20 protein-coding genes are annotated in these 14519 nt (G+C 64.1%); 3 read left to right on the top strand and 17 right to left on the bottom strand.

From position 1 onward, the window contains the following. Window positions 1–153 precede the first annotated feature (153 nt). The 15 genes from DEVEQU_RS19220 to DEVEQU_RS19155 all read right to left on the bottom strand — a co-directional run bounded on the left by DEVEQU_RS19220 (window position 154) and on the right by DEVEQU_RS19155 (window position 9795). On the bottom strand, window positions 154–705 hold the full coding sequence (locus DEVEQU_RS19220) for a phage tail tape measure protein (protein WP_126152226.1): 552 nt from the start codon (window positions 703–705) through the stop codon (window positions 154–156). Beyond that, on the bottom strand, window positions 695–886 hold the full coding sequence (locus DEVEQU_RS19215) for a rcc01693 family protein (protein WP_126152225.1): 192 nt from the start codon (window positions 884–886) through the stop codon (window positions 695–697). Before DEVEQU_RS19215 ends, DEVEQU_RS19220 begins: the two co-directional genes overlap by 11 nt. Continuing rightward, window positions 883–1197: a gene transfer agent family protein gene (locus DEVEQU_RS19210; RefSeq protein WP_126152224.1), complete on the bottom strand. Its 315-nt coding sequence runs from the start codon at window positions 1195–1197 to the stop codon at window positions 883–885. Before DEVEQU_RS19210 ends, DEVEQU_RS19215 begins: the two co-directional genes overlap by 4 nt. A gap of 163 nt (window positions 1198–1360) precedes the next feature. Then, on the bottom strand, window positions 1361–1774 hold the full coding sequence (locus tag DEVEQU_RS19205; RefSeq protein ID WP_126152223.1) for a phage major tail protein, TP901-1 family: 414 nt from the start codon (window positions 1772–1774) through the stop codon (window positions 1361–1363). 156 nt (window positions 1775–1930) lie between these two features. After that, window positions 1931–2323: a DUF3168 domain-containing protein gene (locus DEVEQU_RS19200; RefSeq protein ID WP_126152222.1), complete on the bottom strand. Its 393-nt coding sequence runs from the start codon at window positions 2321–2323 to the stop codon at window positions 1931–1933. Between the two features lie 3 nt (window positions 2324–2326). Next, window positions 2327–2671 (bottom strand): phage head closure protein, encoded by a 345-nt coding sequence (locus tag DEVEQU_RS19195; RefSeq protein ID WP_126152221.1) that lies wholly within the window; start codon window positions 2669–2671, stop codon window positions 2327–2329. Beyond that, window positions 2668–3234 carry a head-tail connector protein gene (locus tag DEVEQU_RS19190; RefSeq protein ID WP_126152220.1) on the bottom strand — a complete coding sequence of 189 codons (567 nt, stop codon included), beginning with the start codon at window positions 3232–3234 and terminating at the stop codon, window positions 2668–2670. The genes DEVEQU_RS19195 and DEVEQU_RS19190 overlap by 4 nt, the downstream gene beginning before the upstream one ends. 208 nt (window positions 3235–3442) lie before the next feature. Further along, the gene (locus tag DEVEQU_RS19185; RefSeq protein ID WP_126152219.1) at window positions 3443–4663 is read right to left on the bottom strand and encodes a phage major capsid protein; all 1221 of its coding nucleotides are present in this window, start codon (window positions 4661–4663) and stop codon (window positions 3443–3445) included. A 12-nt stretch (window positions 4664–4675) separates the two neighbouring features. Beyond that, window positions 4676–5155 carry an HK97 family phage prohead protease gene (locus DEVEQU_RS19180; RefSeq protein ID WP_126152218.1) on the bottom strand — a complete coding sequence of 160 codons (480 nt, stop codon included), beginning with the start codon at window positions 5153–5155 and terminating at the stop codon, window positions 4676–4678. Then, window positions 5155–5307, bottom strand: a complete 153-nt coding sequence (locus DEVEQU_RS19975) for a hypothetical protein (protein WP_164550489.1) — start codon at window positions 5305–5307, stop codon at window positions 5155–5157. The genes DEVEQU_RS19180 and DEVEQU_RS19975 overlap by 1 nt, the downstream gene beginning before the upstream one ends. Window positions 5308–5310: 3 nt before the next feature. Further along, a complete protein-coding gene (locus DEVEQU_RS19175; protein ID WP_126152217.1) occupies window positions 5311–5499 on the bottom strand; it encodes a hypothetical protein in 189 nt (62 codons plus the stop codon). A 75-nt stretch (window positions 5500–5574) separates the two neighbouring features. Beyond that, the gene (locus tag DEVEQU_RS19170; protein ID WP_126152216.1) at window positions 5575–6279 is read right to left on the bottom strand and encodes a hypothetical protein; all 705 of its coding nucleotides are present in this window, start codon (window positions 6277–6279) and stop codon (window positions 5575–5577) included. Then, a complete protein-coding gene (locus DEVEQU_RS19165; RefSeq protein ID WP_126152215.1) occupies window positions 6251–6661 on the bottom strand; it encodes a hypothetical protein in 411 nt (136 codons plus the stop codon). The genes DEVEQU_RS19170 and DEVEQU_RS19165 overlap by 29 nt, the downstream gene beginning before the upstream one ends. A gap of 457 nt (window positions 6662–7118) precedes the next feature. Continuing rightward, window positions 7119–8285 carry a phage portal protein gene (locus tag DEVEQU_RS19160; RefSeq protein ID WP_126152214.1) on the bottom strand — a complete coding sequence of 389 codons (1167 nt, stop codon included), beginning with the start codon at window positions 8283–8285 and terminating at the stop codon, window positions 7119–7121. A gap of 259 nt (window positions 8286–8544) precedes the next feature. Continuing rightward, window positions 8545–9795, bottom strand: a complete 1251-nt coding sequence (locus tag DEVEQU_RS19155; RefSeq protein ID WP_126152213.1) for a DNA-packaging protein — start codon at window positions 9793–9795, stop codon at window positions 8545–8547. 57 nt (window positions 9796–9852) lie between these two features. On the opposite strand from DEVEQU_RS19155, the gene DEVEQU_RS19150 reads away from it, so the two are divergent. Next, the gene (locus DEVEQU_RS19150; RefSeq protein ID WP_126152212.1) at window positions 9853–10209 is read left to right on the top strand and encodes a VanZ family protein; all 357 of its coding nucleotides are present in this window, start codon (window positions 9853–9855) and stop codon (window positions 10207–10209) included. On the opposite strand, the gene DEVEQU_RS19145 is transcribed toward DEVEQU_RS19150, so the two are convergent. Together DEVEQU_RS19145 and DEVEQU_RS19140 are read right to left on the bottom strand one after the other, a co-directional pair. Further along, on the bottom strand, window positions 10206–10664 hold the full coding sequence (locus DEVEQU_RS19145) for a hypothetical protein (protein WP_126152211.1): 459 nt from the start codon (window positions 10662–10664) through the stop codon (window positions 10206–10208). The genes DEVEQU_RS19150 and DEVEQU_RS19145 overlap by 4 nt on opposite strands. A gap of 130 nt (window positions 10665–10794) precedes the next feature. Next, window positions 10795–12960, bottom strand: coding sequence for a transglycosylase domain-containing protein (locus DEVEQU_RS19140; RefSeq protein ID WP_126152210.1), 2166 nt, complete (start codon window positions 12958–12960; stop codon window positions 10795–10797). 133 nt (window positions 12961–13093) lie between these two features. On the opposite strand from DEVEQU_RS19140, the gene DEVEQU_RS19135 reads away from it, so the two are divergent. Then, entirely contained in the window at window positions 13094–13549 is a 456-nt protein-coding gene (locus DEVEQU_RS19135; protein WP_126152209.1) for a YcgN family cysteine cluster protein, read from the top strand. Window positions 13550–13717: 168 nt separating this feature from the next. Next, window positions 13718–14350, top strand: coding sequence for a diguanylate cyclase domain-containing protein (locus DEVEQU_RS19130; protein ID WP_126152208.1), 633 nt, complete (start codon window positions 13718–13720; stop codon window positions 14348–14350). The last annotated feature ends 169 nt before the right edge of the window (window positions 14351–14519 follow it).

Genomic DNA, 14519 nt, shown 5'->3' with positions numbered 1-14519 from the left:
GCCATGACGTCCTCGTAAGCTTCCGCGGCTCCGCAAACACAAATCGTCACCCTCGGGCCTGACCCGAGGGCTCTTTACGTTCGGAAAGCCGGGGCAATAACAAACTCGATCGGTCCCTCCCCCTCCTTCAGGGGGAGGTTAGGTGGGGTCTTCTCAAATCCCCCGCGTCCCCCGCCGCACCGCGCGCAACAGCATGGCGCTGACCTCGGCCTCGCTCGCCGCGAAACTGCGCGCGTCGCTTGCGGTTACGTTGAACGTCACCTGCACGCCGCCCCCGCCACCGCCAGCCACGCCCAATCGCCCGTCCGGCCCGCGCTGCAGCGGCATGATCGCCTCGGGCCCGGCCTCCCCGGCCAGCCCCAGCCCCTTGCCCAGCGGAAAATAGCTCGGGCTGGCAATCACGCCGCCCTTGGCAAAGGGTTTCACGCCTGCCAAAGCCGGATTGGTGGCAGTGAAGATATTCTCCACCAATCCGCCGGCCAGATTGCCCAGCGGCTTGATCGCTGCCTTTAGCGCGATATCGGCAAAGGCGCGGGCAATATCGCCCAGCACCGATTTGAAGGACTTTCCGTCCATCAGCGCCCCGCGAAAGGCGGTGCTGATCGAGCGCGACACCCCATCGGCAAGGTCGCCGATGCGTTCGAGCTCCACCGAGACATCGCCCAGCTCGTCGCGGATTTTGTCGCCAAAAAACTCACCGGCCATCGGGAAAGCGCTCCATCATCTGGTCCAGGTCGGCCCGCCCCAAGGGCGCGCCGCGATCGCCCACCACAGCGCCCCAGGCCGCCGCCAGTTCGCGCGGTGTCATGCGCCAGAAGGCGTCCGGCGGCAGCCGCAGCACGCCTAGGCCGAACCGCATTGCATCAGTCCAGGGAAACGCCTTCATGCCGCCTCTCCGAACGTCGCGCGCAGCAAGCGTGCTGCGATCTCCGCCGCCCCGCGCAACCCGCCTTCGACGCTCATCCGCGCCAGGTCGTCATCGGTGACGGCATTGCCGCCGCCGCGCAGCCCGGCGCCCAGAATGGCGGTCAGGTCCCGTGCCGACACCTTGCCATCCGCAAACCGCTCCGCCAGCCCGGCCAGATCCCCGGCCTGCAACCGCGCCTCCAGCTCCGCCAGCGCCCCCAGCGTCAGGCAAAGCACCCGCACCTCGCCCCCGATCTCGGCGGCGATTTCACCACGATGAATATTGGTCATTTCTGTTCCCGCCTAAATGATGGCCCCTCACCCGTCTCGGCCTATGGCCGATCCACCCTCTCCCCGAGTGGGAGAGGAATGGTGCCCCCCTCCTATTCTTCTCCCTCTCGGGGAGAAGGTGGCCCAAAGGGCCGGATGAGGGGGGCCACGCGCTCGATAGTCCCTAAACCGCCGCGAAGGTCACTTCTCCGGCGCTTTCCAGCGCCAGGTCGAACGTCACCTCCCCGGCGTGGTAAGCCGAGAATTCCAGCGCCACGATCTGGAACGGCCCCTCGACCACCCCGAAATGCGGCAGGATCAATTGCCAGTTGCGGATGGTGCCGGCGAAAAACAGGCTCCGCACCGCCGCGTCCGAGCCCTGGTCCTTGAACACACCCGAACCGGCAACCGAAGCCCGCTTCACCCCGCCGCCCGCCAGCAGTTCCCGCCAGCGCCCGGCGCTTTCCTGGTCGGTCGTGTCGACGCTGGCCGCGTTGAACGCCAGGCTGCGCGTCCGCAGTCCCGCCACCGTCAGAAAATTCCCTGACCCGGTCTGGTCGATCTTCAAAAGCATATCCTTGCCACTCTGGGCTGCCATTTTTGTCCCTCCTGGATGCGCAAGCACCCCCACCCGGCCTCCCCCTGAAGCAGGGGGAGGAGCAGGTCGCGCTCACCCTAAAGTCCGTGCAAACTCGATCGGTCCCTCCCCCTGCTTCAGGGGGGGATTAGGTGGGGGCTTTCATCCCGCAGACGATCACTCACTCAAAAACCGCAGCAACACCGCCGCCCGCGCCAAGCCTGTGGCACCATCGATCACCGTCTCGGTCCGCATATGCTCGGCCAGGGTCACCACCAGCCCGGCAGGCGTCAGCCCGTCCTTGGCCGCCACCACGCGCTCGGCAATCGCCAGTGCCGCCTTGCGGCTCGGCTGCCCCGCCCAGCAATGCAGCAGCACCCGATGTTCCCAACCCGGGGTCAGGTCGCCATCGCGCTGGCGAATATCGTGGCGGTCGATCACCACATAGGGCGCCGGCCGGTCGCGCGGCGGCGCGTCGAACACGCCCGCGGTCCCGATCAGCGCCACCAGCGCCGCGTCGCCCATGAGGGCCGCCACAAACGCCGCCTGCAATTGCACGATCGGATGCATGGCCTACCCCGTCACGCTGGTTTCGCTGCAGGCGCAGCTGACATAAGCGCGCCGCCCATTGATGTCGGACGCGCTGAGCACATCCAGCTGCCGCCCGCGATAGACAATGCGATCGCCCGGCCCCAGATCGCTGCGAAAACGCAGCACCACGGCATGGGAAATCGCCACCGACCGGCCATCGGCATTGGTCCCCTGCCGCCCGGTCAGGCTGCGTACCCGCGCCCACACCGTGCCCAACGGCACATAGACCCGTCCATGCCCGCCCTCGTCCTCGGCCACGCTCTGCCGCTGGCGCAACTGCACCCGGTCGGTCAGAGTGCCGATGGGCGGGATTTTATCCCCGCTCACAGCCGCGCCCTCTTGTAGCGGCTCACCAGCCGGTCAAAGCCCGATGGCACCACCGCGCCGGACCCCGCAACAATCACCGCGTCCCGATGCGCGTGCCAATGCGCCACCAGGCCCAGCAGCGCCTGCCTGAGATCGGCAGGCACATCCTCGGGTTCGGTGCCGAAGCCGGCGACATAGTCGATTTCGATGCCGCCCCGCGCCTGCAGCCCCGGCATGCCGGTGACCACGCGCGGCACGATCAGCCGATCCGGCTCGGAAGAAAACTGCGCCAGCCCGATATCGTGGCTGGCGCCATTGTCATCCACGGCCGCGATGGCGGTGATGGCAATCAGCGGCGCCACCGGCAGCTTCACCACGCCCGTTTCTGGCCAGTCATCGAGCACCACGCGCCAGCTCTGCGCCAACAGCGCCCGGCCGGTGATGCCCTCGATATGCAGGCGCGCCGCCCCGATCAGCGTGGTGATCAGCCCATCCTCGGCCGCGTCGTCGATCTTGAGAAAAGCCTTGGCCTCGGCAAGCGAAACCGGCTCCTCGGCGGGCCCCGCCAGGAGATAGGAAATCATGTTCTTGTTCCTTTGATTTTGGGCTGCGCCTAAGCACCCACCGGCTGTCACACCGGTGAAGGCCGGTGCCCATCCTGCCGATATCGGGCGTCACCCGATCCTCGCCACATCGTCATTGCCCGACTTGACCGGGCAATCCACGCCCAAGCGGTGGACCACCCGGTCAAGCCGGGTGGTGACGACCGTCACTGCCGCGAGTGCTCTACCCTCAGCTCTCGCCGAACTTCAGCAGCTTGATCGCGTCGAAATCGGCGATGCCGCCGCCGACGCGCTTGGTGGTGTAGAACAGCACATAGGGTTTGGCGCTGAAGGGGTCGCGCAAGACGCTGACGCCCTGGCGATCTACGATCAGATAGCCGCGGCGGAAATCGCCGAAGGCCACCGAAAAGCTGTCCTCGTCCATGTTCGGCATGTCTTCGGCTTCCACCAGCGGAAAGCCCATCAACGTGGCATTGCCATCGGCCGCCGTCGCCGGCTGCCAGAGATAATTGCCCTCGCCATCTTTGAGCTTGCGCAGCGCGCCTTGCGTCTTGCGGTTCATCACCCAGCTGGCATTCTGGCGATAGCCGGCCTTCAGCGCATAGACCAGGTCGATCAGCACATCGGCGCCATTGCTGGAGGGCAGCGCCCCATCCACGCCGGTGGCGAGATAGCCGAGCTTCCCCCATTCCCAACCGCTCTCGGCCACCTTGGCGGCGTTGAGGAAGCCATTGGGCTTGTTGGTGCCATTGCCATTGACGAAGGCGGTGGTTTCCTGCGCAGCGAAGGCCGCATTGACCTCGTCGGCAATCCACTGCCCGACATCGACAGCCGCATCGTCGAGAAACGCCGTAGTCGCCGCCGGCATGGCATAGAGCTCGGCGGTCGGATAGCTCAGCTCCGCCAGGGTCTGGCTGGTGGTGGTCGGGCGGCTCGCGGTTTCCGCCACCCAGCCGGTCTGCGGCCCGGTCACCGTGATCGGCCGCTTATAGACCGAGCCCGAAACCTGCCGCACCCCGGCAATGGCGCGAATGGGCGAGATATGGGTCATCAGCCGGGTGATTTCGGTTTCGACCTCGGCCGGCACCACATAGCCGCCATCCGCGGGCACCCCGATCGAGAGGGCCTTTTCCTCGCCGCGCTTCACATAGGCCGAGAAGGCTTCCTTGTACTCGCCGTCGGCGATCTGCCCCTTGCCCTCGATGGCCGGGCGCGCCCGTTCGGCCTTGGCGCGGTCCAGCGCCGCCTTCTGCCCATCGAGCACCGCATTGAGCCGATCCAGCTTGCCCTCGAGCAGCCCATCGGCCGTGCCGCGCTTTTCGATTTCGCCCAGGCGCTGGTCATTGGTGCGCTTGAATTCCTCGAACGCCGTCGAGAATTCAGCGAACAGCGCGGCAATATCAGTCCCCGCGCCGGCCTTGGTCTCAAGGCCGTCGTCAATCCGATCCATGTCGGTATCCTTCTATCGGTTGCGGATAGTTTTCGTGGCTGCGGCAATAGCCGCGCCGGCGGTGAGGGGGGCGGCGATGCGCGCGTCCTCCATCATCGGAAAGGTCACGATGGAAATCTCGTAGAGATCGATTTCCGAAAGGCGCCGATGCCCGGTGCCCGCCTCGCGGCTGGCCTTGACCGTGCGAAAGCCGATGGACAGGCCATCCAGTGCGCGGGTTTCGATCAGGTGCCGCAGCGCGTCCGAACGCGGTACCCCCGGCACCAGCCGCCCGGTCACGAACAGGCCGTGGCTATCCTCGGCAATGGTCTCCCAAATGCCGACCGGCTCCTTGGGATCATGCTGAAACAACAGCCGGATCCGACCACGCCGTTTCGCCAATGACTTTGCAAAGGCACCCGGCAGCACGATATCGCCGCCGCTATCGAGTCGGTTGAAGACGCTGGCATAGCCGGCAAACCGGCCTTCCGCATCGATGGGAATGGCCGACATCAGCGCTTGGCCCCACCCGTCCGCACCGCGCCAACCCGCCCCGGACGCGCCTTTGCGGCCCCAGTCTTCTTGTCGGCCAGCGTCCCCGCCAGGTTCCAGGCAAATTGCCGGAACGTCTGCTGCGCATTCTCCCGATTTTGCTTGTCAGCCATCGGCTAATCCTCCTTGCGGAACAATCGATTCAGCGCGGCAATCTCGCGCACGAAGTCGTTGAAGTGCTGATTGGCCCTGGCCAGTTCCTTGAGGCTCCAGACCAGCAGAGCACTCGACCCGCTGGCCCACAAAAACAGCGTGAGATGAGCGAGATCGCCTCGTTCGATGATGGTGGTGGTGAGGTTGTCCATGGACCCTCCGGACACAAAAAAGCCCGCCGGAGGCGGGCTTGGTTGACTGTCAATGTGAGCCGCGTGTGGGCCTGCTTAAGCCCAGTACTGCGCTAGCCGCACCAGGCTCTCCGCTACTGCCGCCGTGCGCTCAAACACCCTATGCGGCCTGTGTCTCAATGCTGCGATCTCCGAGAGCGCATGCGCCACCTCTTCGGTCGAGCCCGGCTTCTCCAATAGCTCAACCAATGTTGGAATGTAATCGTCGTACTCAGACAGCGAAGCTGGGGTGTCCCGTTCGTCGATCAGGTTCAGTTCCGAAACTAGAATCAGCGATACAGCCCGCAGCCGCTGCGCTCGCCTAACGATTGCCTCCGTTCCGGGCAACAGGCGGGCCTCAAAGAAGTCGTCGTGATCAAGAACCAGCCGGACTTCGTCCTCAGTCATTCTTGTGTCCGGATATTCGGGATTTGACCCCATCCTACGGTCCAGCCCAATGGCAACTTGACGCTGTTCAGGGGGAAGTTCTGCGGTCGAAACGATCGTGCACACCTGCCCGTCCTCCACCCTCTGGCCGACGCCGTCACGACCGAACCTGAAGTTCGCCCGATTGAAAATGTTGCGAGCCAACAACGCAGTATCGTCGGCGCTATAGACGAACAAAAGATCCGGCCGCCCATTCTCCCTGAGCCCGAAAATCAAGTCCCCGACCGACACGCCTTTGAGTGCTTGCGTCCTTGACGACATCGTCCCTCCAACATCCGGCACCTTCCTATTCATCCGGTAGGCGATGTGCTTCAAAAAATGCCCTGTGAGATGTCATCAATTTGATTTCCGCACTACTCAGCTTGGTGTCCGGATACTCCGGTTTAGCGGCCCATTTACGATCTAGACCCAACACCGTCTCGTGCATATCAAAAGGTAGTTGGGCAGTAGAGACAATTACACACGAGCCACCATCCGGGGCCCAACTGCTCTTGCCATCGCGCCCGAACCTCGCGCTAGTTTGCGAGGTGACATGTCGTGCAGAAAACCCCTCGTCATCAGCTTCATACACCAAGAGCAGCTTCGGCTGGCCACCTTCCGCTATTCCAAAGATCACGTCGCCCACTTTCACCGCATTGAGGGCCCTCGCTCTTGCTGACATTGGTACCCTTCTTTCGCCAGTTTGAATCGAAGCCACCTAAGGTCTCCGCTATCTCATCGAATGGTAGTCCCTGAAGGCCCAAGAACTTCACTGCGCAGTCAATGCAGTAGCGCTTGCCTGAGATGTGGACAGCGTCGGTTGTACCAAAACTTCCTCCATTTTGGCATCCGCTAGAAAACCCATCACAGCGCGGCCCTGCAACGAGGATGCGCTCAGGCTCTGGTGGACTAACCGTGGTAGAAAAATCACGTATCCACTGGCCACCTTCTGATGTGCCCCTTGGCGCTCGTGGCTGATCCGGTCGGTAGCGTCGCTCGAGCGCTGCAACGAGCACATCCAATTTCAAAGACAATGTCGCCAACCGGATTTCACGGGCTAGCGCCTTCAATTGGTGCCGAGCAATCCGCGCCATGCTTTACGCTCCCAACTCCGCCATTCGAGCGCAGCTCTCTTGGCCTTGGCCGTTAAAATCGCTCCATTGGAGCGATTTTCCTCAAGAGGACGCCCCTAACCCCACCATTTCCCGCTTCTCCTCGTCACTGAGGAAACTCGCATTGCCCACCCGCTCCCATAGCGCTGCACGGTCTTCCGCCAGGGCCTCGACCTTGTCGAAATCGGGCACCACGTCCACGCCCTCAAATGCCGGTCCAAGCCAGCCGCTCAACTCCTGGGCTACCCGCACCACCAGCGGCACCAAGGTCTGCCGCCACAGCGTGCGATTGGCTTCGGCCATGTTGGCATAGGTGTTGTCGCCGGGAATGCCGAGCAGCATGGGCGGCACGCCGAAGGCCAGCGCGATATCCCGCGCCGCAGCATTGCGCGCCTCGATGAAATCCATGTCGCGCGGGCTCATGGCCAGTGCCTTCCAGTCGAGGCCGCCATCGAGGACCATGGGACGCCCGGCATTGCCGGAGCCGGAAAACTGTTCTTCCAGCTCCGCCTTGAGCCGGCTGAACTGGTCATCGGTCAGGCTGCCATTGCCCGCCGAATAGACCAGCGCCCCGCTGGGCCGCGCCGCATTGTCGAGCAGCGCCTTGTTCCACTGCGCCGAGGCATTGTGAATATCGAGGCTGGTCTGCGCCGCCTCCAGCGGCCCCATGCCGTAGTGATCGTCCATGGGATGGAACAGCGCCATATGCAGCACCGATGGGATCGGCAGCGCCTCCTGGCTCAGCCGCACCGCCCTGCCCCCGGCCTTGTACTCATAGGCCACCGGCCAGCCATCGCGCCCGGCCACCACGCTCATCCGGTCGGGCCGCAGCACGAACAGCGTGCGCACCGCGCCATCGACGATCCCGGCCTGCAGATAGGCATTCCCCGCGGTCTGCAGGTAGGCATAAACCGCCTCCAGCAGCTCCGGCCCCGACTGCCGGCCATTGGGCCGCGCCAGCAGCAGAGCCAGCGGATGGTCGGCCACCGTCTTGCCATCCACCTGCACCATCAGCGGCACCCGGTTGGCGGTCTCGGCAATCAGCCTGATGCAGCGATAAACCACCGGATTGCGCATGAACCCCTGGTTGACGAGGCTGGCGTAACCCCGCCCACTCCACTGCGCCGGCCCCAACTGGCTCAGCGTCAACATGGTCTGCCCGGACGACGACTTGGTTTCCGCAGGCGCGCTTGTCCGCCCGCCGAACAGGCGGTTGAGTAGGTTGGGCATCTTTGTTTCCTTAGTTTTATCGAGGCGGCAGGTTCGGAAGAACGAGCAAATCGCTGCTCCAACCACCTTCTCGATCGTCACCCTCGGGCATGACCCGAGGGCTCTAAACTCGACAGGGTGTCCGCTAGTACACAGCCCTCGGGTCAAGCCCGAGGGTGACGCCCCGTGCAAAATGACAGCGCAACGGCCAGCAACCGAGCCTCGCTTTCATGGCCTTATTGCCAATAATCGCTCATCGGCCTTAACTGTGGCTCGCCCCTTAAATCCCCCGCACCCGCGGCCTGCCGTCATTGAGCAGCAATTCCGTCAGCGCCCAGACCAACGCGTCCACCCGGTCCGGTGAATGGCCATCGGCCTTGCCGTCGGGCCCGAAGGCGCACAATTCATCTTCTAGCGCCGTCAAACCCGGCATGTGCCAGACCAATCCCCGCCCATAAAGTGCGGCCACCGGCTCGGCGCGCGTCCATTTGCCGAGGCTGGCCCGCACGGGCCGCACCGGCACATTGGGATCGACCTGCGCGATCATCTGCACCACGAGGTCCCCGCCCTGGTTCACCTCGGCCACGATCGCATCGGCCCCATGGGCGTGATAGGCCGCTACCGCCCGCCGCGCCCAGACCAGCGGCAAAGCCGGCTTCAACGTTGCATCTTCCAGCACCACCGCGCCGTCCCCGCTTCGCCCCGCCACGACGATGCCGCAGGCATCCGAACGCGCCGTGCCGGTGACAGGCGGGTCCACGGCCACGACAATCCGGCCATCGACCGGCGCCGGCGGCGCTTTGAACAGGGCCCGCCGCCACAGCGCATCAGGCAAATCCTCGATCAATTCGCCATCCAGTTCCTGCCGCCCCAGCACCGTGCCCTGATAGCGGCTGACCACGGCCTGCAGGAAGCTTTCCGCCAGATGGGTATTCACCTTGCTCGCCGCGCGCGTCACCACCGTCTGCTCGTCGGCCAGAAGCCGCTTCATCAACCGCGTGGCGCGGGGCGTCGTCGTCACCAGTTGCCGCGGCCGCTCGCCCAGCCGCAATCCGAATTGCAGCATGTCCCAGGCCGCCTCCGCCTTGCGCCATTTGGCCGTCTCATCGCTCCAGGCAGCGGCAAATTGCGGGCCGCGAAACCGTTCGGGGTCGGAGGCGGGCAGAATATGTGCCTCCACCCCATTGTCCCAGCGCAGCACAGTGCCGCTCAGCTTTGGCCGGTTCCAGGGCGGGCAGACGCGTAAGACGCCGCTTTCCCCGCGCACCATCACCGCCTCGGCCTCGGTCATGGTCTCACCCACCAGCGCAATGGGGGTCACCCCCGCCTCCGCCAATTGCCGCACCCATTCGGCCCCGGCCCTGGTCTTGCCCGCGCCGCGCCCGCCCAGCAGCAGCCAGGTGGTCCAGTCGCCCGCCGGTGCCAGTTGGTGCTCATAGGCCCAGATCGGCCAGTGATAAAACAGCTTGGCCTGCGCCTCGAACGGCAATTGCTCCAGCAATTGCCCAATGGTGGGATCGCGCGCCGTCATCTGCCTACCCCAGCCCCATGGCTGGCCAAGCGCGCCGGCGCGTCGTATGTCGAATGCATGACGCTCAACCCGCTTCGCCTCCTCGCTTGGGGCGCCCTCTTCGCGCTGGCTTTTGCCACGCTCTCGCCCATCGGCCTGCGCCCGCGCCTGCCGCTGCCGGTCGATATCGAGCGCGGCCTGGCCTTTCTGGTGGTCGGACTACTCTTCGCGCTGGCCTATCCCCGCCGCATCTGGTGGGCGCTGGCCATCGTGCTCGTCGGCGTCTTCGGCTTGGAACTGCTGCAGATGCTGCGTTCCGATCGTCACGGCCGGCTCGACGACGCGTTGGTCAAGGCCGCCGGTGCCATTATCGGTCTGGGCACCGGCTGGCTGATCGCGCAATGGCACCGCCAGCGTCATCCACCGACGCCTTAGCCTGTCGTCGTCTTCGCCTTGGTGAGAGCGTTGATCCGCGCCTCGAGCTTGCGCTGCAGATCGCGCATTTCGCCGGTTTCGCCGTCATGCCCGCTGCGCTGCCCCTCGGCCTTTTCGATGCCGATCAGCTTGTCGAGGTCGCGCACCAGATCGGAGAGCACCTTGCTCTCCACCTTCTCGCCACTGGCCATGCCATCCTCCAGGATATCCATCTGACGTTCGAGCAACGCCATGAGCTTTTGAATGAGAATATGCCGATCCAGCACCATGCTGGCCGCGCGGTCCCATTTGTTCTTGCGGGCGTGATTGTCGAGCTGCAGCCGCCGCAGCCGATGCAGCCGGGCAATGGTGTTGCAGGTCAAATAACCGGCCTCGTAATCCCGCCGCACCGCATCCCAGGCAATGGGCCTGCCATCGCGGTCGAGCTCGTCGGGGGAGACAATGCCTTCGCTCATCCGTCCCCCGCTTCACCCAATTCTTCGACCATGCCTGAACACTAGCACAGCGCCGTGACGCGGGGATTTCGGGGATAGATTTTTTGTAGTTTCGTCGCGCCGGGCCGGCCCGACCAAGGCCTAGAAAGCGCTAAATGCCGGTTTCGCTCGCTGCTGCCGGCAGGCTGGCCGTGTCGTTCACCGGCTGCGTGCTGGCCAGCGTGGACTCAAACCGACTGGCCAGGTCGAGCAGCTTGCGCGCCGCCGCTGGCTTGAGGCTGGGCGGGCGCTGCTCGGCCTCTTCCTCGCTCTCGCCCGGATCGGCTTCCGCCACCATGGTCTGTTCGGGCACGAAGTCGACGCCGAATACCGGCGCAATGGCGATATTGGTGTGGGCATAGGCCATGAATTTCTGCCAGGCGATGGTCGGCAACAGCCCGCCTGTCAGATTATTGGTGGTGCGATAGTCATCATTGCCGAACCAGACCGCCGCCACGTAATTGCCGGTCAGCCCCACGAACCAGGCATCGCGATAGGACGTGGTCGTGCCGGTCTTGCCCAGAGTCGGCACGCCCGGCACCTCGGCGCGACGCCCGGTACCGCTGGTCACCACGGCCCGCATCATCTGGTTCATATAGGCCACGGTCTGCTCGCTCAGCACCCGCTCATGCGGCGCGTCTGCGTCGTTTTCCCACACCAGGTCACCTGACAGCGTCGTCATCCGGGTGATGCCGAAGGCCGGGGTCTTGTAGCCGTGATTGGCGAACACCGCATAGGACGAGGTCATGTCGAGTACCGACACAGAGGCCACGCCCAGCGCCAGCGAACGGGTCACCGGATATTCCTGCCGCAGGCCCATGCGATAGCTCAGCTGGGCAATGGCATCACGCCCGGTCTTGATCGACAGCGTCACCGGCACGGTATTGATCGAGGCCGCAAAGGCACTGATCAGCGTCGTCTGCCCCTTATAGGAGCGACCGTAATTCTGCGGACACCAATCCCCGATACAGACCGGCCGGTCGGAAATGGTGTCACTGGGCTTGAGCCCCAATTGCTCGAACGCCTCGGCATAGACGAAGGGCTTGTAGGACGAACCGGGCTGGCGGGTCGAGACGATGGCGCGGTTGAACTGGCTCTTCGCATAGTCCGTGCCGCCGACCATGGCGCGGATGGCGCCCTTGGTGTCGGTCACCACCATGGCCGCCTGCTCGACGCGATATTGCTCGCCCTGCTCGCGGATCACCGAAGTGATGGCCTCTTCGGCATATTTCTGCAGCGTGGTGTCGATGGTGGTGCGCACCACGAAATTGTTGCCCGGCGCGTTGTTATCCGCGATCAGCCGCTTGGCCTCGTCGAAGGCCCAGTCGAGGAAATAGTTGGGCGAGTTGACGTCGGCGGTGCGGTTGATCGGCGCGGCCGGATGACGGCGCGCTGCCGTCACCTGCCCCTCGGTCAGAAAGCCGGCGGCCACCAGATTGGTCAGCACCACATTGGCGCGGCCGCGCGCTGCCGCGAGGTCCACATGCGGCGCCCAGCGGCCCGGCGCCTTGTAGAGCCCGGCCAGCATTGCCGCCTCGGCCAGGGAAATATCCTGCACGCGCTTGCCGAAATAATAGTCGGCAGCCGCCGTCACCCCGAAATTGCCGCCGCCCATATAGGCGCGGTCGAGATAGAGTTTGAGAATCTGGTCCTTGGAATAATTCCATTCCAGCCACACGGCCAGATAGGCTTCCACGATCTTGCGTTCGATGGTGCGCTCGGACGACAGAAACAGCTGCTTGGCCAGCTGCTGGGTCAGCGACGAGCCGCCATGCAGCGAGGAATCGCCGGTGGCATTGGTCATCAGCGCGCGCAGCGTACCGATGACGTCGATGCCGAAATGCTCGTAGAACCGTCGGTCTTCCGTCGCCAGCGTCGCCTTGATCAGGTAGTCGGGCATTTCGTCCAGCGCCACGCTGTCATCCGAGCGGATGCCGCGCCGGCCGATTTCCTCCCCGTAGCGGTCGAGGAACACCACCGAGTAATCCTCGGCCTTGTTGAAGGCGCCACGGTCGATGATGTTGAAGGCCGGCAGCGCTAGCGCCGTCATCAGCACCGCGCCGATGGCACCAAATGTGAAGGCATCGGACAGAATTTCGACGAAGAAGCGTTTTATGCCGGTGACATGAAACCGGCTCATGAAATCCTGGTAACGCGTATAGGCGCGGCCCAGGGACTGCCAGAACTCGTACAACGAGGAATCCAGCCAGGCGTCCGCCGCCAGCATGCCGCTGGTCGACTTGCGCTTTTTTTCCCTGGTATAGAACGGATCCTGCACGCTACGCCCCGGGCCCCACTGGCGGGAGAATTGTCCACATCAGGCGGACAATGCAACTTGATCGCTGGAATATGATTGCGCCGGGCCGCCGACAAGCGCAAACCGGCAACAGCATGAACGACTGAAAGTTAAGATGGCCTTCTGGGAAGAAAAAAGCCTGGTGGAAATGTCCGATGCCGAGTGGGAAGCGCTCTGCGACGGCTGTGGTCGCTGCTGCCTCATCAAGCTCGAAGACGAAGATACCGGCACGCTGATTACTTCGGATGTGCGCTGCAAGCTGCTCGACGGCGATGCCTGCACCTGTACCGATTATCCCAACCGGCAAAAGCAGGTGCCCGATTGCGTCAAGCTGACACCACAAAATGTTGGCGAAATCCCATGGATTCCAACGACCTGCGCCTATCGGCGACTGGCCGAGGGCAAGGGCCTGGCCTGGTGGCACCCGCTGGTTTCAGGCGATCCGCAGACCGTCATTGATGTCGGTGTCTCGGTCAAGGGCCGCACTTTTCTCGAAACCGAAGTCGAACCGGACGAATGGGAAGATCACGCCGTCGACTGGCCCGAATGGGAACCGCCCGAACATTTGTAGTTCCGGCGTTTTTCTCGATACGACTCAATAGATTGAGTGCTTAATAGTGTTGATGCCGTTTCATCGCTGGCGACGCTGCGCCGCATGCCGATGCGTGGCTCTGCTTACGTTGCCTTAACTATAGTGTGGCCAGATCGCCCGCGAACGACATGGCCCAGGACAGGCTAGATGAATAGAGTGACGATGAGCGGCAGCGATGGCTTCTGGGCCAGGGTGCGGACCGCGCTTGGTGGCGGCAAAATCGCCGAACCCGCTTACGGCCACGCTGAAATCGCCACCACCCCCAATGGCAAGCCCAAGCCCGCCCGCGTCAATGACGAATTGCGCCAGGGCTGGGATCTGGCGGCGCAGCGCAAGGTGTCGCTCTGCGTGATGGCGCTCGAAATCGACCGCTACGCCGAATATGTCGCCGCCTATGGGCGCGACGCTGCCGACGATTGCATCGAGACGCTTTTGGCCACAATTTCGGTCCTGCTCACCCATGACAGTCATCGCTGCATCCGCTCCGGCCGCGCCGGCCTGACCCTGGTCCTGCCCGACATGCCGGTGCTCATGGCCCGCGAACTCGCCCGCAAGATCGCCATCGCCGTCCGCCGCCAGGGCCTCGCCAATCGCGAAAGCCATGCCGGCCACGTTACTCTCGGCATCGGCCTCGCCGTCATCAATCCGCATGGCAAGGTCGACCGCTTGGTGACCACCGCCGCCGAAAAGGCGCTGCGCAAGGCTCAGAAACGCGGCCTCGCCCGCCTCGAAGTCGCCGACCTCCGCACCCACGAAGACGCCACCCGCAGAGCCGCCTGAGGTTTTTCGGCGGGGTTCTATCCCGAGGGCGGTGTTTGCTTGATGCAGCTCCATCGCTCCCTCCCCCCTTGAGGGGGAGGGCCGGGGTGGGGGGTGGTTGAGTGCTTCACTGATGGACCCCCACCCTCATTCCCTCCCCTCAAGGGGGAGGGAGGCGAAAGAGCTTGGC

The sequence above is a fragment of the Devosia equisanguinis genome (assembly GCF_900631955.1).
GTDB lineage: Bacteria > Pseudomonadota > Alphaproteobacteria > Rhizobiales > Devosiaceae > Devosia > Devosia equisanguinis.
Note: the sequence above shows the minus strand (reverse complement) of the source record. Positions and strands in the feature narration are given on the sequence as shown.